The sequence below is a fragment of the Mucilaginibacter sp. 5C4 genome (genome assembly GCF_034345625.1).
GTDB lineage: Bacteria > Bacteroidota > Bacteroidia > Sphingobacteriales > Sphingobacteriaceae > Mucilaginibacter > Mucilaginibacter aurantiaciroseus.
Window position 1 is genome coordinate 3,432,827 of record NZ_CP133775.1, and the last position, 24,081, is coordinate 3,456,907.

20 protein-coding genes are annotated in these 24,081 nt (G+C 43.2%); 3 read left to right on the forward strand and 17 right to left on the reverse strand.

The features are described from left to right. Positions 1-150 precede the first annotated feature (150 nt). From RHM67_RS16155 to RHM67_RS16170, 4 genes are all read right to left on the reverse strand, one after another. Complete coding sequence (locus RHM67_RS16155; protein WP_322227956.1) at positions 151-1,770, reverse strand: DUF6377 domain-containing protein; 1,620 nt, start codon at positions 1,768-1,770, stop codon at positions 151-153. Positions 1,771-2,041: 271 nt separating this feature from the next. Continuing rightward, complete coding sequence (locus tag RHM67_RS16160) at positions 2,042-4,501, reverse strand: glycoside hydrolase family 31 protein (protein WP_322227957.1); 2,460 nt, start codon at positions 4,499-4,501, stop codon at positions 2,042-2,044. Positions 4,502-4,749: 248 nt separating this feature from the next. After that, positions 4,750-5,277, reverse strand: a complete 528-nt coding sequence (locus RHM67_RS16165) for an adenine phosphoribosyltransferase (protein ID WP_322227958.1) — start codon at positions 5,275-5,277, stop codon at positions 4,750-4,752. Continuing rightward, positions 5,274-6,107, reverse strand: coding sequence for a ComEA family DNA-binding protein (locus tag RHM67_RS16170; protein WP_322227959.1), 834 nt, complete (start codon positions 6,105-6,107; stop codon positions 5,274-5,276). The genes RHM67_RS16165 and RHM67_RS16170 overlap by 4 nt, the downstream gene beginning before the upstream one ends. Positions 6,108-6,170: 63 nt before the next feature. Between RHM67_RS16170 and RHM67_RS16175 the strand changes: the two genes are divergently transcribed. After that, positions 6,171-7,925: a lysophospholipid acyltransferase family protein gene (locus RHM67_RS16175; protein WP_322227960.1), complete on the forward strand. Its 1,755-nt coding sequence runs from the start codon at positions 6,171-6,173 to the stop codon at positions 7,923-7,925. Positions 7,926-8,592: 667 nt separating this feature from the next. Here RHM67_RS16175 and RHM67_RS16180 read toward each other — a convergent pair. The 8 genes from RHM67_RS16180 to rpsT form a co-directional block, all read right to left on the reverse strand. Then, positions 8,593-9,129: an Mpo1-like protein gene (locus tag RHM67_RS16180; protein WP_322227961.1), complete on the reverse strand. Its 537-nt coding sequence runs from the start codon at positions 9,127-9,129 to the stop codon at positions 8,593-8,595. Between the two features lie 55 nt (positions 9,130-9,184). Further along, positions 9,185-10,750, reverse strand: coding sequence for a ribonuclease Y (rny, locus tag RHM67_RS16185; protein ID WP_322227962.1), 1,566 nt, complete (start codon positions 10,748-10,750; stop codon positions 9,185-9,187). A 224-nt stretch (positions 10,751-10,974) separates the two neighbouring features. Further along, entirely contained in the window at positions 10,975-11,268 is a 294-nt protein-coding gene (locus RHM67_RS16190; protein ID WP_121246295.1) for a cell division protein ZapA, read from the reverse strand. 21 nt (positions 11,269-11,289) lie between these two features. Beyond that, the gene (locus RHM67_RS16195) at positions 11,290-11,580 is read right to left on the reverse strand and encodes a hypothetical protein (RefSeq protein ID WP_252756349.1); all 291 of its coding nucleotides are present in this window, start codon (positions 11,578-11,580) and stop codon (positions 11,290-11,292) included. Positions 11,581-11,661: 81 nt separating this feature from the next. Then, a complete protein-coding gene (pheT, locus tag RHM67_RS16200) occupies positions 11,662-14,061 on the reverse strand; it encodes a phenylalanine--tRNA ligase subunit beta (RefSeq protein WP_322227965.1) in 2,400 nt (799 codons plus the stop codon). 581 nt (positions 14,062-14,642) lie between these two features. After that, positions 14,643-14,882, reverse strand: a complete 240-nt coding sequence (locus tag RHM67_RS16205) for a hypothetical protein (RefSeq protein WP_322227966.1) — start codon at positions 14,880-14,882, stop codon at positions 14,643-14,645. 109 nt (positions 14,883-14,991) lie between these two features. Next, on the reverse strand, positions 14,992-15,690 hold the full coding sequence (radC, locus tag RHM67_RS16210) for a RadC family protein (protein WP_322227967.1): 699 nt from the start codon (positions 15,688-15,690) through the stop codon (positions 14,992-14,994). Positions 15,691-15,791: 101 nt separating this feature from the next. After that, positions 15,792-16,046: a 30S ribosomal protein S20 gene (rpsT, locus tag RHM67_RS16215; RefSeq protein WP_252756345.1), complete on the reverse strand. Its 255-nt coding sequence runs from the start codon at positions 16,044-16,046 to the stop codon at positions 15,792-15,794. 238 nt (positions 16,047-16,284) lie between these two features. Here rpsT and RHM67_RS16220 point away from each other — a divergent pair, with 238 nt between their 5' ends. Continuing rightward, on the forward strand, positions 16,285-17,052 hold the full coding sequence (locus RHM67_RS16220; RefSeq protein ID WP_322227968.1) for a class I SAM-dependent methyltransferase: 768 nt from the start codon (positions 16,285-16,287) through the stop codon (positions 17,050-17,052). 29 nt (positions 17,053-17,081) lie between these two features. Next, positions 17,082-18,041 carry a zinc dependent phospholipase C family protein gene (locus tag RHM67_RS16225; RefSeq protein ID WP_322227970.1) on the forward strand — a complete coding sequence of 320 codons (960 nt, stop codon included), beginning with the start codon at positions 17,082-17,084 and terminating at the stop codon, positions 18,039-18,041. A gap of 7 nt (positions 18,042-18,048) precedes the next feature. Here the strand turns inward: RHM67_RS16225 and RHM67_RS16230 are convergent, their stop codons facing one another. From RHM67_RS16230 to gldG, 5 genes are all read right to left on the reverse strand, one after another. Further along, positions 18,049-18,702: a DedA family protein gene (locus RHM67_RS16230; protein ID WP_322227971.1), complete on the reverse strand. Its 654-nt coding sequence runs from the start codon at positions 18,700-18,702 to the stop codon at positions 18,049-18,051. A gap of 49 nt (positions 18,703-18,751) precedes the next feature. Continuing rightward, the gene (locus tag RHM67_RS16235; protein WP_322227972.1) at positions 18,752-19,498 is read right to left on the reverse strand and encodes a DUF4397 domain-containing protein; all 747 of its coding nucleotides are present in this window, start codon (positions 19,496-19,498) and stop codon (positions 18,752-18,754) included. 2 nt (positions 19,499-19,500) lie between these two features. Continuing rightward, positions 19,501-20,184, reverse strand: coding sequence for a DUF4397 domain-containing protein (locus tag RHM67_RS16240; RefSeq protein ID WP_322227974.1), 684 nt, complete (start codon positions 20,182-20,184; stop codon positions 19,501-19,503). 170 nt (positions 20,185-20,354) lie between these two features. Beyond that, on the reverse strand, positions 20,355-21,479 hold the full coding sequence (gene dnaN / locus RHM67_RS16245) for a DNA polymerase III subunit beta (RefSeq protein ID WP_252756339.1): 1,125 nt from the start codon (positions 21,477-21,479) through the stop codon (positions 20,355-20,357). A gap of 37 nt (positions 21,480-21,516) precedes the next feature. After that, the gene (gldG, locus tag RHM67_RS16250) at positions 21,517-23,928 is read right to left on the reverse strand and encodes a gliding motility-associated ABC transporter substrate-binding protein GldG (RefSeq protein ID WP_322227975.1); all 2,412 of its coding nucleotides are present in this window, start codon (positions 23,926-23,928) and stop codon (positions 21,517-21,519) included. Positions 23,929-24,081 lie beyond the last annotated feature (153 nt).

The window sequence follows — 24,081 nt, forward strand, 5'->3', positions numbered from 1 at the left end:
AAAAACATAAATACTTGTTTATCAATGTTTTAATTGTTAAAATACCCTAAAAAATATAAACTTAGTTAACGGTTTTTCTTTACAAAACCTACCAATTAGGTTACTTATATAGTTTTTAAAGTATCAGAAATATTACAATTTAAAATTTAATTATTCAACGGCTGCAACGGCCTTAATGTTCATGATACACTGTTCAAACCGGTCGGGGTTTTTGGCTTTGGCTTTGATACGCATTTTATATACGTAAATGGTATTTACAGAATATTCTAAAATTTTCGCGATAGTTTCGTTATCATTTATGCCCATGCGAATAAGCGCGAATATGCGCAAATCCGTATTTAACACCTCATGCTCGTGTGGCCATACCTGGTCTTTTTCTTCAAACTGAGAATTAAATACCGGTATAAAGTTTGGGAAAATTTTTAAAAAAATATGGTCGAAGCTGTAATACAACGCCTCCCGCTCCATTTTTATATTGATGTTATTTACTATCAGCCGGATATCATCGTATTTCTTTATAGACAATTTAGTATCTACCGACATTTTTAATTTCTCCAGTTTTAAAATATAGCCTGATATGATCTTAAAAAACTGCCCTATATATTCTTCTTTAATGTGCGCATCTTCCCCTAACTTGTGATTTATATCTTTCAACTGGATATTCTGTTCTTCAATGATATACTCTTTGTGTTTAAGTTTCCCTAACTGTTTGTATATCATAACCAAAAACAATATAACCAATGATGCCAAAGCGGTTATAGCCAAAAGGTACATTAATATGGTATGCTTCTCGTTCTCGGAATGGTTTAGTTCCTCGGCAGCTACCAACGGTAATATAGCCCCGATCTGTATTTTACGCTGCCTTGCACCATAAAAATCAGCATCAGATTTAGCCAGTTGAATAAAAGCGTAAGCATCTTTTATATTACCTGTTTTGTAAAGCTGCTCTGCAAGGGTAAATAACGCTACAGTTTCTTTTGTTGATGATTTAACATCTGCAATGGCCGATTGAATGAGTAAAGGTAACGCTTCTTCTTTCCTATTGGAGTTTAGATAAGTAATGGCAAGCGAACAATTAATCATAGCCCGCAGGTGCATAGAAATTGGCCTGCCCGACTTTAATATTTTGCTTAGTTCGTCATTGCCTGTTGGCTCATTGCCAATTTGCGCATCCTTTAACCCTGTATAATGCATCCACTCTGTCGATCCCTTTTTGGTTAGACCGATGGCCGAATCGATATAGGCATTACTGGTTTTAATATAGCCCGGAGATGAATATTTATCATTGTTGTATTTGGCAAGATCGCTGTTACAGCGGTACATAATAAAATAGTACTCCACCTTCATCGAATCGTTAAGCACTTTTGGATTAACCTTACTCATGCTGTCAAAAGTTTCCTTAAACATGCCCGACGAAAGGAGGATAAAACCCAATTTGATCTGGCTGTAATAGGACCTCGACATATCGTTCATAGATACGCTTAGTTCCTTTAGCTTATTTACATAAACATAGGCCGAATCATATTGGTATGATTTATATTCATCATACAATTTAATGCATAAGTCGTACTGTTTGGCATAATCAAGCCTTGACGTGGCGTGTTGTTGCTGCTTAAGACTAAGTATCCTGGTTTGCTTTTTGCCTTCATAAATATTTTTTTTACTAATCTCTGTTTTTAAGGCTGTAAGCAAACTATCAGTACCGTAACCTAAAGAAACGGCCGGGTACGCAAGCAGCATCGTAAATAAAACCTTTAGAAAAAATCTCATATTTAAATTATAACAGGGAATACAATTAACACTTTAATTAAGTCCTAAAATTATACTTGCAAAAAAGCATAAAGTTAAATATTCAACCCTTTTAACTGCGATAAATGTTCAGTTTTTATAGAATAACTACTAACTCTCCTAAACGTAATATTAGCAATAATCAACCAAAAATTTTAAACAGTGTGTACTTTTGCAAATACACTAATAAAAAAGCCCGCATCTTAAAAATAAGATGCGGGTTACTATATAAATTGCTTAAATCTATTAAAAACTAATAGCTGATGCTAAATTGGCCGCTTGTATTTTTAATTAGTAAGCTTTTTACCTTTTCGCCTTCAATAGCGTTTGACAAACCAGTAGGGTCGAACCTTGAAATGGGCGTCATTAAAGCTTCGAAGCTGTTTTCGACCTTACTTTGTTTGCCGTTAAGTTTTATAGCAGGATTATCGCCAAAGCCATGCAGTAATAATTTAATATTATTGAATTTCGATTTTCCAGAGCCTTCCACTTTTGCAAACGAGATGGCTTTTTTAGCCGCATCATAACTGATGGTACGTTTGTAAAACGCTCCCTTTTCGTAATCGAAGCTTTCGCCATCATCCTCGTAATAAACAAACTTATTGTTTACGTCGCCTTTGTAAACGTGCACATAAAGCGTATCGGTAGGTTTTTCTGCCGTGGTTTGTATTTGCGACTGCATCGGGATAATGCTGCTCTCTTTTACATAAACAGGTAATTGAGAGATACCGAGGTCGAGCGCTATTTTTTGGTTACCCTGTTGTACCTGCCCGTTGTACAGGTTATACCATTTACCTGCCGGGAAGTATAGCTTACCATAATTGGTTACCCCGTCAAACGGAAACACCAAAAATGCTTTACCAAACATGTACTGGTTCTCGTACTGGCCGTTGTACACGTTCTCATCATGCGTATAATCTATAGTAAGCGAGCGCATAATAGGGCTGCCGGTTTGGGTAGCATCGTAAAAGCTCGAGTAAAGGTATGGCAGCAGGCGATAACGCAGGTTTATATAGTTACGGGTTATCTCTAATACTTCCTCGCCATAAGCCCATGGCTCTGATGCTTTGGAGTTGATGCCCGAGTGGTTACGCATGTATGGGTTAAACGCGCCGATCTGCATCCAGCGGGCGTATAACGATGGTGATGCACCGCCGGTAAAACCACCAATATCCATACCTGCAAATGGCACACCGCTTAAGCCAAGGCTGTTCATTAACCTTACCCCTAACAGCATGTGGTCATTCTCGGCACGGTTATCCCCTGTCCAGATAGCGGCATAGCGTTGTAAACCTGCATAGCCAGAACGGGTTAAAATGAACGGGCGTTTATTATCGCGCGCTGCCTTAAAGCCTTCATAACTCGCGCGGATCATTTCTAAACCGTACACGTTATGGATCTGCGGGTGCGATGCCATTTTACCTTCAAAATTAAACAGGATGTTATCCGGCGCTTTCTGGCCCCAGGTGCTAAACTCGTTCATATCGTTCCAGATGCCGCTCACACCTTCGGCAGCATATTTCTTTAGTTCGCTGCCCCACCATGCACGGCCTTTAGGGTTTGTAAAATCGGGGAAGTTACACCAGCCCGGCCAAACCTGGCCTGTGTAGTTGGTGCCATCGGGATATTTAGCAAAAATATCTTCTTTTAGCCCACGCTCGTAAACGCCATAGCCTTTTTCTTCTTTAATACCCGGGTCAACGATCAGGGTTACCTTAAAGCCGGTATTATTCAGCTTTTTGATCATGGCGGTTGGGTCGGGGAAACGGTTGGCATCCCAGGTAAACACCTTGTATTTATCCATGTAGTGGATATCCAGGGTGATACCATCCGCAGGGATCTTTTTCTCGCGCAGGGTTTCGGCAATGCGCATCACCTCTGCCTCGGGATAGTAGCTATAGCGGTTTTGCTGGTAGCCAAGGCTCCAAAGCGGTGGCAGTTTCATTAAACCGGTAAGCGAGGTGTAAGATTTAATGATATCGGCAATGTGGCTATTATATACAAAGTAATAATTCATTTCGCCACCCTTAGCGCCGAACGAAGAGAACCTGTTGTTGCTGGCGCCGAAATTAAAATCAGACTGCCAGGTGTTATCAAAAAAGATCCCGTACTGCACATTGTGGTGCACACCTATATAAAACGGAATGGTTGAGTAGATAGGATCCTGCCCCGTTGTGTATGCGTAGGTATCGCTGTTCCAGTGTGTGTAAGCATTTCCTTTACGGTCCAGGGGGCCTGTTTTTTCCCCCAGGCCAATAAAGTGCTCATTATCCTGCATGTGCTTATAGGTGGTAACGCTTTCATTTACCCATGAGGTAGTGAGGCCGGCTTCATCCTGGTTAATCACCTCGCCCGATAGGGTGCTGAAGGTTACCTGGTACGGGTTTTTGCGGATGTTAACCTTCAACGAATCGGTGGTAAGGTTTATCTCATCATTGTTTTGGGTGATGTTTACCTTTGTTTTAACAGGCTCGCCAATAACGGCGTAAGAGAAGTCGGCGGCAAGCTTTTGCTTATTCATCCGCACCCTTATGATGTTGGGGCTATACACGGTAAGCTTTACAAAAGCATTCTCGGTAGTAATATCAATGTCCTGGTTGTTTACGGCAACAGCGGTTACCTTGCCCACCTGTTTTATTGGGCTTTGGGCAGATAAGAGTTGGGCACAAGCCGTAAAAACTACAGCAATGGCTATACAGCGATTTAATTTCATGTTTTTATTGAATGGTTTAGCAATGGTTTGTTAAACAGCCTTAGGCCTGTTTAACACCTGCAGCATATTGGTATCTGCCGCCAATTAATTGCTGAAATTAAAACACATTTGCCGCATGGCGCATCAATATCAATCGCCAAAAATATTTTATAACCTAAAACCCCCTAATTTTTAAAATTAGAGGGTTTTTGATGATTTAAACGGCCAAAAATATAAGGCTGAATATTAATCCGTATCTTTGTATAAAATCAATAATCGGCCAATACGATAATGTTATTGCTGATGGGGCTTATCTTTTCTACCCCCTTTAAAAAGCTTAAACCAACCACAAAACTAAAGCCTGCAACAATACCGCCCATGTCCTGGATCAGTTCGCTGGTGGCCGTTACGGTGCCGCCTGTAGCCAGCAGGTCGTCGTGGATCAGGATGCGGTCGCCCGGGTTAAAGGCATCTGTATGGATCTCGATAGTGGCCGTACCATACTCCAGTTCGTAAACTTTTTGGTTAACCGTATAGGGCAGCTTACCTGCCTTACGCACCGGTATAAAAGGCACACCCAGTTTGGTAGCTAACGACAGGCCGAACAGGAACCCGCGGCTCTCTACGCCTGCAATGGCATCTATCTGCATGTCTTTTATCTTTTCTAAAAAGGCATCGTTTATTTTGCTACAAAGCTGGGGGTCTTTCAGTATCGGGGTAATATCTTTAAAGATGATGCCCGGCTTCGGGAAATCGTGAATATCGCGGATAGCGGTCTTGATCTGCTGCTCTATCATTTATAAATTAAATATGGGCCAATTTTACGCAAAATATCGGCATCTATAATGGCAATGTTCTCTAAATTGTGGATGGAGGCGTAATTGCCGTGCTGGTTGCGGTATTCGATAATGGCGTTTACCTGCTTGTAGTTGAGGTATGGCATCGGCCTTAGCTTGTCAAACGTAACGGTGTTGATGTTGATCTTACGGATGCGATCTGCATCAACCTTAACCTGTCCTTTTATCTCATCGTATTTCAGGTCGTCAATCCCGAACACCTCTTTCAGTTGTTCCTTAGATGTAAAGCCACCCAAGCGTTCGCGGTAGTAGATGATGCGTTTGGCAAAGGCGCCTCCTATCCCATCTATGGTGGTGAGTTTTGCTGAGTCAGCCGAGTTCACTTCTACCACTACATTCGGTTTCGTTTTCTCCTCCGGGATGATGATGAATGGTGCCAGCCGGGCGTAATCAACTTTGGTCAATCCGTAAATTTTTTGCAGGTCCCCCACCTTGCGGAACCTGCCGCCTTTGGTGGTGTAATTTTTGATGATGGCAGCCTGTTTCGCGGTGATGCCAAGCCGTTGCCAGTCGTTTGTCGATACAGTGTTAGGATCGAACTTAAACAGGTCGGTTTTTGGTGATTCAGGGCCGTTTAAAAGTCGTGGATTGGCGTGGTTTAGCGCTGCAAAATCGGCGTTAAACTCCGTTACATTTATTGTATTATCTTTGTGATAGAACTGATAAATATATGGGGCCGCAAGCACAGCGGCAATCAGTACCAGCAGCACAACCATACCGTTCCATTCTTTTTTGGTAAGGGATATGTAATTTTTGAACTGCGTTTTCATTATCAATGGCTATAAAGCCGTTAAATTAGTAATTTCTAAGACTTTTATCGCGTTAATCACAGCATGAAAATTATAACCACCGAAGAGTTTGCCAAAGCCACCAAGCTGGACACCCTAAAAATGCCCGGGTTAGCAGCCATGTTAATGGAGCTGATGAAAATTAACCAGGTGAACGACCTTTTCGCCCAAGCCCAACCCAAGCAAGGCCCTGATTTTGTGGACGCTATCTTAAAAGGTTGTGGTATTGAGATCGAATTTGACGAGCGCGAGCTAAGGCACATCCCAAAAGATGGCGCTTTCATCGCGATAGCAAATCACCCCTATGGTGGTATAGAGGGGCTTATCCTGCTTAAAATACTGACCATGGTAAGGCCCGATGCCAAGCTGATGGCTAACTTCTTATTAAAGAAGATCCCTAACCTAAGCGATTACTTTATAGCTGTAAACCCGTTCGAGAACGTTGAACATTCGTCCAGCATCAGCGGGTTAAAGAATACCCTTGAATTATTGAATAACGGTACTCCTATAGGTATTTTCCCTGCCGGGGAGGTATCAACCTTCAAATTAGATAAACGCGAGGTTACCGACCGCCTTTGGCATCCGGTTGTGGGTAAGATCATCGCCAAGGCTAAGGTACCTGTTGTGCCCATATATTTCCATGGTAATAATGGCCTGCTGTTTAACCTGCTGAGTATGATACACCCTGCCCTGCGCACGGCTAAGCTACCATCAGAGTTATTTAACAAGCAGGGACAAACCATTAAACTGCGGATCGGCAAGCCTATTAAGGTGGAGAATATTCCCGATAACCGGAATAGCGCCAGCATACTTAACTTCCTTCGCGCTAAAACCTATGCCCTTGGTGCAGGCTTGGATGAGGAGAAAAAGCTATTTAACCCACGCAACCTTTTTAAAATAAAAAGCCTCCCCGAAGCGATAGTTCCCGAAACCTCTGCAATTAAGTTGGAGAAAGAAATTGATGGACTGCGTGAGAACTACAAGGTTTGGACGGAGAAGAATTACGAGGTATACATAACCCCAACATCGCAGATCCCAACCGTGATCCGCGAGATTGGCCGTTTACGTGAGATCACCTTCCGCGAGGTTGGCGAGGGCACTAATAAAGCCACCGACCTTGATGAATACGACATTTATTACCATCACCTTTTTATTTGGGATACCGAAGGAAGGATGATAGTAGGCGCCTACCGCCTTGGTTTGGGCGACGAGATCTTTTACGGCGTAGGTAAAAAAGGTTTCTACATTAACGAGCTGTTCAAGATAAAAGAGCAGTTTACCCCGGTGCTTAAGAAAAGCCTGGAGCTTGGCCGCTCATGGATTCGTAAAGAATATCAATTGAAGCCTTTGCCCCTGTTCCTGTTATGGAAAGGCATCCTGAAGTTTGTGATTGATAACCCGCGCTACCGTTACCTGATAGGCCCGGTAAGCATCAGCAACTCTTTCTCGCAGTTCAGCAAATCGCTTATTGTAGATTATATTAACCGCAACCATTTCGACCATGAGTTGGCCCAATATGTTAAGCCGCGTAAGAAGTTTAAAGTAAACTTTGAAAATATAGATACCGACCTGCTAATGTCGGCAGGAGATACGTTTAAAGGCCTCGATAACCTGATATCTGAAGTGGAAGCGCATAATATGAAGGTGCCTGTGCTGCTTCGCCAGTACCTTACCCTTAACGCACATATCATCAGCTTCAACATCGACCCTAAGTTTGCCGATTGCCTGGATGGGTTCCTGGTTTTAGACCTGGAACAAGTGCCGCAGGATATGTTAGAGAAATTGGGGAAGAACCTGTAAACTATTTACTTTGTCATCCTGAGCGATAGCGAAGGATCTATTATTGAACTTTACTATTGAAGATGCATGTCGGCGATTAATGCTTCGCAATCGCTCATCATGACAGATTGATATTATCTTGTCCGTCCGTTTCTAAGTGCGACACCTTTGGACAGAAAGCGGACACTATTTTCCAAGATAGATCAACCCAAATGCACATAACGCGTATATTATAAAGAACACGTAATCTAACCAATTAATAGATCTTTCATCGAATATATCAGTTGTGCTTCCCCGATTAGGGGCAACGAGTTCCTGATGTTGGATATTGAGACTTGCAATTCTTAATATTTGAAATACTACAAGCATTATAAATATGTTCCGTAAACCTAATGCTGCACTTCCCCCCTGTGCCATCATTAATGAATAGTCATCTTTTAAGTGGAGATAGGCGAAAAATTGAACAAGACCCAAAAACAGCCAAACCAAATAAACCGATAGGTTTCTTAACGACTTATAATTAAATATATAGATAAAAAGATAAGTTGATATAGTATATAGCGATATGACATTTTTATCGCGATAAAGAAATACGCAGACACTAATAACAACATAAATTGTTATCGACCAAATATCCCAAGGCTTAAACTTTTCAAAATAGAATATTGGACGTTTCATAACTAATCTCTTAATATCTCAAACCAAACCTCTGCGTAAGCTTATAAAACACCCATAACGGGGTTATATGGGCCAGTTTGGTATCATCGTTAAAAGATTTTTCGTTGCCCTCTATTTTGCCGCCGATGTACTGGCCTGCAAGGGATACCATTAGGATGGCTACGCTGATAACGCTTAGCTCTACCCCGCCTGTTTTTTCGTAAAGTTCCAGCTGCATAATGCCGTAGCTTAGGCCAAAGAACAAGAATAGCGCGAAGTAGGATAACAGCGGCGACATCTTAAGATAGTAGTATATTCCAAATGCAATGATAAACGATGCCCAGTTAAAGTAGCCGTTATACTTGCCTATAAAACCAATATGCGGGAATGGGATAGCCCAAGCCATGCCCAGTATGCCCAGCACCATCAGCGGTACAAAAAAGTAGTGCATCAGTTGGTTGGTTGGGTTTTGATGGCTAGCATCTAAACGCTTAAAGTACACGTCTATCTTACGTTGATCGCCGGGTTTGGCCGGCTGAAGTTTAATGTTTGATTGTTGCTTTCCCATAAAACAAAAAAGCCCTCTCCTATGTGAGGGAGGGCCTGTATAAGCTTCTTATTAATTACTTGGCAAACGCTACCGAACGGGTTTCCCTGATTACGGTAACCTTGATCTGACCAGGGTAGGTCATTTCTGTCTGGATGCGGTTGGAGATATCTGCCGCTAAGATCTCTGATTGTGCATCACTGATCTTTTCGCTTTCTACCACAACGCGTAACTCGCGGCCTGCCTGTATAGCAAATGTTTTTTCGACACCGGGGTACGATAATGCAAGCTCTTCAAGCTCTTTTAAGCGCTTGATGTAACCTTCTACAACTTCGCGCCTTGCACCCGGCCTTGCGCCTGAAATAGCGTCACAAACCTGTATTATTGGTGATAGCATCGATGTCATTTCCACCTCATCGTGGTGGGCGCCAATGGCGTTACAAACTTCAGGGTGTTCTTTATATTTTTCGGCTAATTGCATACCTAAAATTGCGTGTGGCAATTCCGGGTTATCATCAGGCACTTTACCAATATCGTGTAACAGGCCTGCACGTTTAGCCAATTTAACATTTAAGCCAAGTTCTGCTGCCATAGTAGCGCAGAAGTTTGCTACCTCGCGCGAGTGCTGTAACAGGTTTTGCCCGTATGATGAGCGGTAACGCATACGCCCTACCATCCTGATCAGCTCGGGGTGAAGCCCGGTGATACCCAGATCGATAACGGTACGCTCGCCTATCTCAACAATTTCTTCTTCTATCTGCTTTTTAGTTTTAGCAACTACTTCCTCGATACGTGCCGGATGGATACGTCCGTCGGTAACCAAACGGTGCATAGCCAAACGGGCGATCTCACGACGAACCGGGTCAAAGCCCGATAGGATAATGGCTTCCGGTGTGTCATCCACAATGATCTCGATACCGGTTGCTGCTTCCAGCGCACGGATGTTACGACCTTCGCGACCAATGATACGGCCCTTGATCTCATCATTCTCGATGTTGAAGATAGATACCGTGTTCTCGATAGCGCTTTCTGTAGCGGTACGCTGGATGGTTTGGATAACTATCTTTTTAGCCTCTTTGGTAGCGGTTAGCTTGGCTTCGTCAACAATATCCTTGATCTGCGCCATGGCCTTACTGCGTGCTTCTTCGCGCAGGTTATCTACCAACTGGTCACGCGCCTCATCTGCCGATAGGCCTGCAATGGTCTCCAATTGCTGTACGTGCTGGTTCTTCAGGATGTCAACCTCTTCCTGTTTCTTCACCAGGATATCGGTTTGGGCTTCCAGTTTTTTACGCGCGTTGTCCACTTCCGTTTCCTTGCGGGTCATGTTTTCCAGCTTCTGGTTAAAAGATTGCTCTTTTTGTTTGATGCCGTTCTCGCGTTGGTTTAATACGTTGTTTTTAGCGTTTACTTCCTGCTCATGCTCGGCTTTCATCTGCAAAAACTTCTCTTTTGCTTCAAGCTGGCGGTTCTTTTTAAGTATCTCGGCGTTGTTCTCAGCGTCTTTCAAGATCTTTTTCACCTTGTTCTGAGCATTTACTTCCTGGTCTTTAAAGAGTTTACGGAGCAGGAAACGCCCTATGACAATTCCTGTTGGGATGCCCGCGAGCAGCCCAATAATGATGTATAATATGGTGTTCATTGGTTATTTAGGTTATAAAATAAAAAAACCGCAACTAAACTTCTAAGTGTCATGTATTGTTAAAACTTCTTGTCGGATGGAGTGGATCACGGGTTACCGTTAAATACACGATCAACGCATGCCTCTTTGTAATCCGAAGATATTGAAGCGTTAAGTTTTTAATAGTGAAACTTAAAATTTAACTGCGGTTAAATCTTAAAATGGCTCTGTAATATGTAAGAACGTTATTGTTTCGAAAAAAAATCGTTCAGTAAGTGATCCAGTTGATAAACCTTTTCGGCTACCTCGGTATCATCCGTAGTAACTTTCTTATCCGCTTTTAATGACGATGTTGCATAATGCAGCACACACATCGAAAGCAAATCCTGTTTATCCCTAACCGCGTAATTTTCCTGATATTCTTTTATACGGTCGTTGATCAGCTTAGCTGCTCGTCTTATAATTTCCTCTTCTTCCATGTTTACCTTTAAGGGGTAAACTCTGTCAGCAATATTTATTTTTATTGAGATTTCTCCCATCTGAGCTTTTCACTTTCTGTATTACTTCTTCAGCAATACAATACACTTATCTATTTCCTGCACAAAGTCGTTAATTTTTTGCTTAATGTCAACACTTTTTTCATTTGTTTCTGAAAACGACTTTGCCAGCTTTAACACACGAAGCTTTTCTTCGAGGTCCTTGGTCTTGTTTGTACTGGCTTTTAGGGCCACATTTAATGCTTCACTTTCCAGTTTAAGCAGGTCATTCTCTTCCTGCAACGCAGCACAAAGCTCTATTAACCGCTCTGTTTTTTCTACAACTTTACTTAATTGTTCTGCTACTGAGGCCATTTATTTGGTTATTGGTTGATTGGGTTGATGGTGAATGGTTCTTGTTTACAACTACTTAACTACTCACCAATTAACCACTCACTATTTACGGATCTCCGCTCCTGCTTCTTTGCCTAAATTATAAATTAATTTTTGCATCACGGCATCAACTGCTTTATCTGTTAAGGTTTTTTCGGTGTCCTGCAGCACAAAGCTTAACGCGTATGATTTTTTGCCCTCAGGTAGTTTATCGCCCTGGTAAACATCAAATACATTTACTTCTTTCAGCAGTTTCTTGTCCGTCCGTCCGGCTATCTGCTTCAGTTGTCCGAAAGTAACGGACAGATATACCAGCATACTCAGATCCCTGCGCACCGCCGGGAACTTTGATACCTCCTGGTAAACAATCACATTCTTGCGTACGGCATTCAGTACCACATCGAAGTTAAAATCGGCATAAAATACTTCTTTATCTACATCAACCTTTTTTAATGCGTTTGCACCTACCTGCCCAAATTTAACCAGTTGCTTGCCGTTAAGCATGTACTGTAAACCAAAGGCCAGTTTGCTGCAAGTGCTATCTTCTACCACCACATCGGTAATTTTAAGGCGCTTCAGGATGCCATCAACAATAGCTTTCAAATTATAGAACGTTACCGGCTTTTGCTTTTGGTTCCATTGCTCGGCGGTACCGGCACCGGTGATAAAGATGCTGAAACGTTGTGTTTCGATATACTTATCTTCTTTGGTGCTATACACCTTGCCAAACTCGTAAAACTTCAGATCGGCACTGCGGCGGTTTTGGTTATAGCCGATAGCCTCTAAACCCGAGTATAACAGGGTTTGGCGCATGGCATCCAGGTCGCTGCTTAACGGGTTCACTATCTTTACGGCTGCTTCGGGTTTATCTGAATAAGCGAGTTTAGTAAGCGAATTGGCCAGCATCTCGTTAAAGCCGTTCGCGCTCAGCAAGTCGGCAATTACATTTTGCACTGTATCTTTCTCGGGACGTACCGAATTATTCAGCGACGCCCTGATCTGCGTAGGGATCTCGATATTGTTGTAACCGTAAATGCGCAGTACCTCTTCCACCACGTCCACATCGCGGGTTACATCCACACGGTATGGGGGTACTTCAAGCGATAAGCCTTCGGCAGTTTCGTTAACGATCTTAATATCCAAAGCGGTTATGATGCTTTTGATGGTATCATTACCAATGGCTTTACCTATCAGCCTATCGATAGTGTTATAAGTGATCTCGACAGGGAACGCCGCTACCGGCTGCGGGTAATGGTCAAAAATGTCTGACGTAACCTTGCCACCTGCTACCTGCTGTATCAGCAGGGCTGCTCGTTTAAGGGCAAATACGGTCATATCCGGGTCTGTACCACGCTCAAAACGGAACGAGGCGTCTGTCTTCAACCCAAACCTTTTGGATGTTTTACGCACCGCTACAGCGTTAAAATAAGCGCTTTCTAAAAAGATGCTCGTAGTGCTTTCGCTTACACCGCTTTTTGCACCGCCAAACACACCGGCAATACACATAGCCTCATCGGCATTGCATATCATCAGGTCATCGGCGCTTAGCTTGCGGTCAACATCGTCTAACGTTTTAAATACGGTGCCTTCGGCTACATTCTTTACAATAACCTTGTTGCCGGTTATGGCAGCGGCATCAAAAGCATGCAGGGGCTGCCCAAGTTCGTGCAGTACGTAGTTGGTAACATCTACAACGTTGTTAATGCTGCGCACGCCTATTACGGCCAAACGCTCTTTTAACCACGAGGGCGACTCGCCCACCTTAATATCAGAGATAGTTAAGCCACTGTACCTTGGGGCAGCAGTTTCATTTTCTACCACCACCTGTATAGGGTTGGTATCGCTATCAACCTTAAAGGCGCTTACATCGGGCTTTTTGATGCCCAGCTTCAGAAAAGCGGCAATATCACGTGCCGTACCCAGGTGCGATGCCGCGTCGGCACGGTTTGGGGTTAGGCCAATCTCGTACAGGTAATCGTCGTTCAGCTTAAAGTAATCTTTAGCTAAAGTGCCTACTACAACATCGGCATCAAGCACCATAATACCAGCATGGTCATGCCCTAAGCCAATCTCATCTTCGGCACAGATCATCCCTTCGGATACCTCGCCCCTGATCTTCGATTTTTTGATGCTGAACGGCTCGCCAACGGTTGGGTAAATAGTTGTACCCACGGTTGCCACTACTACCTTTTGGCCTGCCGCAACGTTATGCGCCCCGCAAACAATTTGCAGGTCCTCGCCGGTGCCTACATCTACCTTGGTAACATGCAGGTGGTCGGAGTTGGCGTGGTCTACACATTCTTTAACGTAACCTATCACCAGGCTTTCTAAACCGCCGGGGATGGCCTGCACCTTCTCGAGGCTCTCCACCTCTAAGCCGGTACCTGTAAGTATGGTAGATAATTCCGCAGGGGTTTTATCGGTATCAATAAATTCTTTAAGCCAGTTGTACGATATCTTCATTATAGGAGAATGATAATCGGCAAAGATAGGATTTGGAGGCGAAAGGTTAAAGGTAAAAGGAGAAAGGTTTTTGAAACACTATTCCCTTCCAACGAGAGAGGTGTCCGTCCGCAGATGCCGTTGCCTGCGGACAGTTACGGACGCTTCAACGGGTGTCCGCTTTCTGTCCGCCAATGTCGTCTCCTGCGGACGGACGGACACCCTTGCATTAGCAGTATTAATGAAGTTTACTTTTAATAACTATTTGTAAATCAAATATTTATGTGTAAATTTGTATACTCCAAAGCAAACTTACAGCAACCACGTTACCCAGCCGTCTGATTTTATATGTCTATATAAATATTAGTAAGGGAGGGGTATTATATAAACCCATGGTTTATATCTTTATTTAGTAGCAATAAAAGCATCAGTGTGGATTAAGGTTGATTACCAAACACGCTAACCTTTGGGATTGCTAACGTTTTTATGGCAATGGATGGATTGCCGTAGGGTATTGGGCTTTACTAAACAGAACGTTATGCTGTCCGTCCGTCCGGAAGTGCGCACACTTCCGGACGGACGGACAGACAAAACATCGTTATTTATTCGCCATCGCCGGTGCTGGTTTCATCATCATCCAGGTTAAGGGTATATGATGGCTCTGCGGCATCGTAGGCGCGTTGTGCCTGGCTGCTTTCGTCTGTTTCGCCAATATCTTCGTTGGTATCATCAAACCCGTTGCCATGCACATCCTGCTGGCTCATCTGGTCTTCGTTCTCGGTTTGGCTTAACTGATCATCCTGTTGTAACTGATCGTCATGCTCTTCTGGTGCGTTTATCATAGTTTATGATTTTAAAGTTTTGTAAAGATAGAACGTTACAAGAGGCTGGTTGTTTGAACCGGGATTAAACAGATTTTAGCGATTGAGGGCAATTACGCGCGGGAACAAATCACAACAGCCCTTCATCCCCAAAGCTAAAGTACCCGCTATCGGTTATAATGAGGTGATCCAGCACGTTAATATCCAGCATGCGGCCTGCATCGGCTATCTTTTTAGTGAGCACCAGGTCTTCCCTGCTTGGTTTTAGGTTGCCCGACGGATGGTTATGCACCATAATAATAGCACTTGCCTGGTGCTGCAATGCCATGTGGAAGATGATCTTAGGGTCGGCAACGGTACCACTTAAGCCACCTTTACTCACCAGTTCTTTAGCCAGCACTTTACTTGACCGGCCTATCAGCATAATCCAAAACTCTTCGTGGTTCAAATCCATTAAATGGCGGCGCATAATGTTGTAACCATCGCGGCTGCTCTTTACCTCGTCCAATGCTTTTATCTCTGTATCGCCTCTTCTGCGGCCTATTTCCAGCGCAGCTATAATAGATATCGCCTTGGCTTCGCCGATACCTTTAAACTTGCTTAATTCGCTGATGCCGGCCTTGCCAAGCTTGTTCAGGTCGTTCTCGTAATGGTGCAGTATGCGCTTGCTTAGTTCAACGGCGCTTTCGTTGCGGCTGCCGCTACCTATTAATATGGCTATCAGCTCGGCATCCGTAAGCGCACGGCGGCCTTGTCCGCTTAGTTTTTCGCGCGGGCGGTCTTCTTCGGCCCAGCTTTTAATACTTATTTTATTGGGGTAATCTTCCACAGGAGGTTAGGTTTTGTTTGCCTAAAGTAGGAAATAAAAGGCAACAAAAAAGGGATAATGCACAATGCACTATCCCTTTTAAATATTGTTAAATTAAGCTATTAGCTTAAAGCGTTTACAAATTTAGTAAGCTTTGATTTGTTGTTCGAAGCTTTGTTTTTGTGGATAACATTCTTTTTAGCCAAACGATCTAACATTGAAATCACTTTAGATAATAAAGGAGCAGCATCAACCTTAGTTGTAGTACCTCTTAATTTCTTAATTGCATTTCTGGTGGTTTTTGCCTGATACCTGTTACGCAGACGCTTCGCAGCATTTGACCTGATTCTTTTTATGGATGATTTATGATTTGCCATCGTATAGCTTTGTTATTCTTTTCTTTATTTTGAGGTTGCAAATATAGGGACACATTTTTAAATATGCAAGCCTATTTACGTTATTTTTCAATTGTGGATAAATAAGGGGTTGTTCATTAGTTTTCCCGATAGGTATCGGGAGGTTCATAGTGTGGGTTTTGTCCGCAAACCGTCCGCAAGCAACGGCACATCCGGACGGACGGACAAAACAACGCAGCTGTACCTGCGTTTAATTTACATGACCACAAATAGCACCACCCGTTTTAGCGATCGTGTAAACGATTACGTAAAATACCGCCCCGGATACCCTACCCTCTTCATTGATTTTTTGCAGCAGCAATTTGGCCTTGACAACGATAAATTGGTAGCTGATATTGGCGCAGGTACAGGCATATCCACCGAATTGTTTTTAAACGCCGGCTATCACGTAATAGCCGTTGAACCTAACGAACATATGCGCAATAAAGCCATTGAACTATTGGGTAACTGGCCCGGCTTTAAGGCCCAAAACGGCACTGCCGAAGATACAGGCCTTGCAACCGCCGGTGTTGATGCTGTTATTGCAGGGCAGGCCTTCCATTGGTTTGATGCTGAAAAGACCAGGGCCGAATTTGCACGGATCCTAAAACCAAACGGCATTATAGCGTTGATATGGAACGAAAGAAAGACCGGGTCGGCTTTTGAAAAGGAGTACGACGAGCTCATCATTAAACATGGTAAGGATTATGTGCAGGCAGACCACCGCAATATTGATGCAGCGCATATCGCCAAATTCTTCGCACCGCAAACTTACGTGCTGCAAACTTTTTATAACGAGCAGATTTTTGATTTTGACGACGTGGTTGGCAGGTTAGCATCCTCATCATACATGCCAACAAAAAACGATGAGGGGTATGAGAATATGCTCAGCGATCTAAAAAGACTGTTTGATAAGTATCAGCAAAAAGGCCTTATCACCATTCAGTACGACACCAATGTATATGCCGGGCGGATAAATCTTACTTAATTTCCTGATTATTTAATCATATTTACCCTATGAAACGGTTGCTTGCCTTGGTTTTATCGGGTTTAATTGTTGTTACGCTCTGCTCGTCGTGGGGTTTCTTTGCGCATTACCGCATCAACAGGCTTGCCGTTTTTACGCTACCTAAGAGCATGGCGGGATTTTACAGGGCCAATATCAACTTTATTACCGAACACGCCGTTAGCGCCGATAAAAAGCGTTACGTGGACAGTACCGAGGCGCCTCACCACTTTTTTAATGCCGACCATTACGGCAAGCAGCCTTTTAGGGATGTGCCGCAACGATGGATAGGCGCTGCCGCAAAATACACCAGCGATACGCTAAACAAGTACGGCACCGTTCCCTGGGCTATACAATCCAACTATTACTGGCTGGTAAAGGCCTTTAAGGCGAGGGATACCATGGCTATCCTCATCTCGTCGGCCAACCTGGCGCATTACATTTCTGACGCCCATACGCCCCTGCACCTCACCCAAAATTACGACGGGCAACTAACCAATCAGCAGGGCATCCATTCCCTTTGGGAAAGCCGCCTGCCCGAGTTGTTTAGCAACAACTATAACTACAACGTGGGCAAGGCAAAGTACATTAGCAACCCGCTTGCCGAGGCCTTTAAGATTTGCCGCGCTTCATTTAAAAGTATTGATACTGTGTTACGTGTTGAACGGGTGCTAAACAAAACCTTCCCTCCCGCGCAGAAGTACACCATGGAGCAACGCGGTAACCGCAAGGTAAAAGCATACGCGGTGGCTTACAGCAGGGCCTATCATAGGCTGTTAAGGGGTATGGTTCAAAGGCAAATGAGGGCAAGCATCCTCAGCGTAGGCAGCTACTGGTTTTCGGCATGGGTAGATGCCGGGCAGCCTGATCTGGATAAACTGATATTGAAACCACTAACAAAAGAAGAAAAGCAAAAGATAGACAAGGAAGAAGCTTTGTACAAAGCCGGGAAAGTTTATACAGGCCTGTAATTATCAATTAGGCCGCTTCCTTTTTGCTGAATTTGCTTTTCAGTATGGCTATTATTGGTGGTATGATAGATACCAGGATAATGATGATAGCCACCAACGAGAAGTTCTTTTCGATAAAAGGCACTTTACCAAACCAAAACCCGCAGAACAAAAAGATCAATATCCAGGATACACCACCAACCACATTGTATAGCGTGTAACGGGTAAACGGCATATGCCCTACCCCGGCTACAAACGGCGCAACTGTACGTATTATGGGCACAAAACGACTAAATATCACCGCCTTACCGCCGTGCTTGTCAAAAAACGCTTTGGTTTGCAGGTAGTAACTTAACTTTAAAATTTTGTTCTCTTCTTTAAATACCTTCGCTCCTAAAAACTTGCCCAAAAGGTAATTTACCGTATTACCACTAACAGCAGCAATGATCAGGATAACGGTAAGCAGGTAAATATCAAGGCCCGATTTACCGCCAGCTATTAGTGCCCCTGCAGCAAACAATAACGAATCGCCCGGGAGGAACGGGGTTACAACAAAACCGGTTTCGGCAAATATGATGATGAAGAGGATAAGGTAGGTCCAGCTTTGGTATTGGCTGGTTATCTGCACTAAATGCTTATCAATGTGTAATATAAAGTCGATTATGCTGTGTATTAATTCCAAGGCTTTAAAATTTTAGCAAAAATAGAAAGATAATACGTATAGCCAACCTTTAATATTTAGTCCCCACCGGTAATGTATTCAACAGGATGTTGGCGTTATACTTGGCGCTATCGGTGTTGTTAGACAGCCCGTAGAAATAAACGGTGTACAATTTACCATCGAGTACAGTAAAATTAGGTACTGGTGCAAGTACTGCTAATGGCGAGTTTGTTGCTGCTACCTTAAAATTATAAGCACCTGCAGTTACCTCAACAAAATCGGTTACTTTTTTGTAAGCAATGTTCTTAAATGCCACGGTATCGTTAAGCGACAAATTCATGTTAATAGCCGAGGGGGCTGCATTTACAAACCGTACTTTGCCCCTTCCGTTAGCGGGGACACTACCGGTATCAACGGTTAAAATTGTGGCAAGCGCACTATCTTTTCTTATGCCTGTAACAAACCAGGTGTACGGCACACCGGCTTTTAACGAGCCGGGCAGCGTTAATAAATTTATTTGATTTATACCATTAGTAGTGGAAGTGCGGATCTGTAAAGGTGTATCAATGCTGTTCACCAAAAAATAACCCGACGCGTTGGGATAGGAATAAACGCCTGTACCTTGCTTTATAAAAAACGCATATAAGTTAAACGGCTGTATATCCGGGCTTAAATTAACGATCTGCAGCCTGGCGTTTGTGCCGCTGCTGGCGTTTACCCCTGTTTTACTACACGATTGTATTAACGGCAAAATCAACGAACCCAGTATAGCCAAAGAAAGACCCAGTAGTATGCCGCTTTTGTTTTTATTAGCCATTATTATTGATTAATAATTAAACCTGTAGCAGGGGTTGTGACTCCCGCATCCGATAATCCCGCTTTGGTGAATAATGTGTACGCACGTCCAATTTGCAAAATGCGTTCTTCCTGGCTTAACAATGTAAGGGTGCCGGCTTTATAAATTTGTATGTTTTCTACACCTTCTTTCAAAGTCAAAAATACTGATGTTGTTTTAAAGCTTCTGTTATTGATCCTAATAATTTTTTTTGAGTCATCTGTTAATACAATATCCACAGGCCCTAATTTTGGTGAGGTATGTACAAACCTTATAGAAGAAACTTTATTTGATAGGGTGGATAGGGTATCTAAAGTAACGAATGAATTTTCCATTGTGCGGTCAATTGCATAAAATGAGTACACACCGGCCGAATCTAATTTAATGGGCACTGTAAATAATACATCGCCACGGCCAAACCTTTTTACCTGGTAATTTTGCTCGCCCAAAGGCGACTGGATATAGCCTGACGAACCTAAAGGATAGGTTGAGGATATATTATTTAGCCTGCTCCCATTCACATAAACATTCAGCGTATCGGCAGAGGCATTTATAAAATTCAGATAAGTTGTTGGGATCTTAGGCGGTGCTTCATCAAACTTTTTACATGCAGCCGCAGCCAAAAGCCCTATCAGAACAATAAAAACCGGTATTTTAAATTTCATCATTTATCAGCAGATGCTATATAACTCAATTATAACGAGTTTTGTTATAAGACGAACAAAAAAGTCCGGCTGAAGTGCCAGACTTTTTTGTGGTTGAATAGTGAATGGTTTATTGGTGAGTAGTTATAAGCGAGCGGCAACCACTCTCTACTTAACTATTCACCACTCACTAATTATGCATAACTATTAAGCATAACCGGCATAACCAGCATCAGTACGTCTTCGTTCTCGTCGCCACCTTGTGGTAATAATATACCTGCACGGTTAGGTGTCGACATCTCTAACGATACTTCTTCACAGTTTAAATTTTTCAGCATTTCTATCAGGAAACGGGCGTTAAAGCCAATTTCCATATCCTCGCCTTCGTACTGGCAGCTCAAACGCTCGTGTGCTTCGTTGGCAAAATCAATATCTTCTGATGATATATTTAGTTCGCTTCCGTTTATTTTTAACCTAACCTGGTGGGTAGTTTTATTGGCATAAATAGCAACGCGGCTAAGCGAGCCTAAGAACGCCAAACGATCAATAGCCAATTTGTTAGGGTTTTCTTTAGGGATAACCGCTTCGTAGTCGGGGTAGCGCTCATCAATTAAACGACACACCAAATTGATGTTGCCAAATTTAAAGAAAGCACTTGTGCTATTATATTCTACAGAAACGTTAACATCATCTGCCGGCAAGGCCGATTTTAATAACGTTAAAGCTTTTTTTGGTAATATGAATGATGTTGTGCTGTCTGCCTTGGCATCTTTACGGCGGTAACGTACCAGCTTATGGGCGTCGGTAGCTACAAAGGTAAGGTGCTGGCTGCTTAACTGGCAAAACACACCCGTCATGGCAGGGCGCAACTCATCGTTACTAACCGCGAATATGGTTTTGTTGATAGCCTCGCCTAATACAGATGCAGGCAGGTTTACCGATGATGCGTTCTCCACAACCGGGATCTTCGGGAAATCTTCGCCGTTTTCGCCACTAAGCTTGTATTTACCGTCTCCGGCGCTTATCTCAATGGCAAAGGTGGTATCATCAACAGAAAAGGCTACAGGTTGCTCAGGTAACGATTTTAAGGTATCTAACAATATACGCGATGGTATGGCAATGCGTCCATTCTCTTTAGCCTCTACAGCTAACGAAGTAGTCATGCTGGTTTGCAGGTCTGTAGCAGAAATGGTTAAGTTCCCTTCTTTTATCTCGAACAAAAAGTTTTCCAGTATAGGCAATACGGTGCTGTTGCTTAAAGCCCCGCTTACAGACTGTAATTGCTTAAGTAGTGTTGATGTGGAAACAATAAATCTCATAATGTCTAATAACGTTTATCTACCAAAAGTATAAAATTTAATGAGCATACTTTCGCTTGCGGATATAATGTTGAAAAATAGCAAATATTAACACTATGCCAATGGGTACAACATTATTTACGACCTGCCAAAATAGCTTTTCCTCGCGAATGCGGGCACGGTTCAGCAGTCGGATCTGGATCTCTTTGCTACGCAGCGCAATAAGGCCCGAATCATCGGCCATGTAATCGGCAATGTTTAGCAGCAGGTTTTTGTTGCCGTAGGTTTGGTGGCTGTAATGGTCGTACCCAAGCGGGTATGGTGAGCCATCGGCACCTACCTGGTTGCGCAAGATGTCGCCATCACTCAACACGATCATTTTGGTTGGTGTGCTTTGGGGCTGTATGGCCACCTTTTCGTTTAATCCCTCTGGCAGCGGGCGGTTCTTAAAATCAGACGTAAAGCTGCCTTCTAACAATACACCTGTAATTTTTGGCACGCTTCGGAAATCTTTGGGCTTTGGCTCATCCTGTAAAGCCTGTAACGACAGTACTTTGGGTGTACTTATTTTTTTATTGTAGGGCGATGAGGTAAGCAGTATGGTCTTCTCGATATTTTTGGTGTCCAGCAGATCGATGGTGCTTGCAAACTGGCTGGTAATACCATCGAGGTTTTTTACAATAGGGTGTTTAGATAACGGCAAAAAAACCGGGTAATATAACCACTGCAGCATTTGTATCTGCGCCTGCCCGCCTGCGTTACCTGTAGTAACCGGGATGGATGCGCAGTTCATATCAGCAATCAGATCATAGTTGATCCTCACTCCGTAACGAAATAACTGATCGTCCAGGTTCAGTTGTTTGTTAAAGGCCAGTTGCTCGCCGCCATGGCCGCGCAGGCTATCCAGTTCGGCGCTTACCTGGTCAATAGCCCAAAGCACACGGCCGCCGTGCATAATATATTGGTCTACCTTAAATTTTTCCAGTTCGGTAAAAGCTTTGTCGGGCTTGGCTATCACCAGCATGCCCACTTTAGCAAGGCTATCTATAGGTATGCTGGCAAGGTTGATGCGGCCTACTAAATATCCATCACCCAGTGAACGCATAGCATCATTAAGTTGCAGATCGGTAAGTTCGTTGTGGCCTTCGGTGAAACCTATGCGTTGTTTACCGCCATACACCGCTTTTTTTATGGCCGATGTAAAGGCATATTCTAAATTCTGGATAGAATTATTCAGGATCTCATCGGGCGAAAGGTTCATGTTGCTTTGCGATTGCAGCAGTTTAACGGGGATGCTTTTATCGCCATAAGTAACTAAAGCGTAAGGAAAGATCACTTTTTGCGATACGCCGTCATCAGTTTTAACGCTAAGGTTTTGCGCCTCGATACCTTTGGCGGCCAAATCTTCATAAGCCTGGTTTTGCTGCTCGTTAGACAGGCCTTTTATGGGGTCTACAAAATCATATTTCAATTCGCTACGGCTGTAGGCCTGCAAGTCGGCCAGCATATCTTTTACGGAGGTTTGCAGCTTTTTCATCCCCCCCGGGAAGTCATTTCCCTCTAAATAAACGGTAACGTTAACGGGTTGCTTAAGGCTATGCATCACGTTGCGGCTCACTTGCGATATGGTGAAACGTTTCTCTTTAGTAAAATCAAACCGGGTAAATAGCTTATCGGATACAATAGTTACGGCGGTTAACGAAAACATGATGCCCAGGATGCTTAAAAACACCGTATTGATAAACTTTTTTCCTGCCTGCCTGTGCAATACAAACAGCGTAAGCCACAGGAAGAATATCACCAATATAATAAAATACATCAGATCACGGGTGTCTAACACGCCCCGGCTTATAGATTGATAATGCTCGTTTATCCCTAAGCCCTGTAGCCTTAGGTTTTGAAGCGATAATATCGAACTTAGCGAATCGAACCCACTATAGAAAAAGAAGCAAAGAAACACAGCGATGGTAAACGATATCACCTGGTTTTTACTTACCGATGAAGCAAACAAACCGATAGCCGCAAATGACGAGCCTAACAGGAATAAACCGATATAAGAGCCAATAACCGCACCGGTATCTATATTACCCTGCGGTGTACCCAACGTATAAACGCTGAAGTAGTAAACCAGCGTAGGCACCAATGCAAAAAGCACAATAACTACGCCTGCAAAATATTTACCTAAAACTATCTGGATATCCGTTAAGGGGCGGGTTAGCAAAAGCTCAAAGGTACCCTCCCTCCGTTCCTCAGCAAGCGAGCGCATGGTGATGGCCGGCACCAAAAACATAAACAGGTATGGCGCGGTGCTAAACAGACTATCGAGCCCGGCGTAACCGTATGCCAGGATGCTGGTATCGGCGAATACCCATAAAAACAAACCCAAAACCAACAGGAAAACGCCAATAGTGATATACGCCACCAACGAGCTTAAATAGGTTGTTATTTCTTTTTTGAGGATGCTGAACACTTTGTTGGAATTGTTATGAGTAAACGCCCGAAAATACGATTAATAGTGTGAACCTGAATTTTCAGAATTAAAGAATTTTGAGAATTAAAATTCAGACATAAAATAAAACGCCCCACAATATATCGTGGGGCGTTCATATAAAGTTTTGGTTCT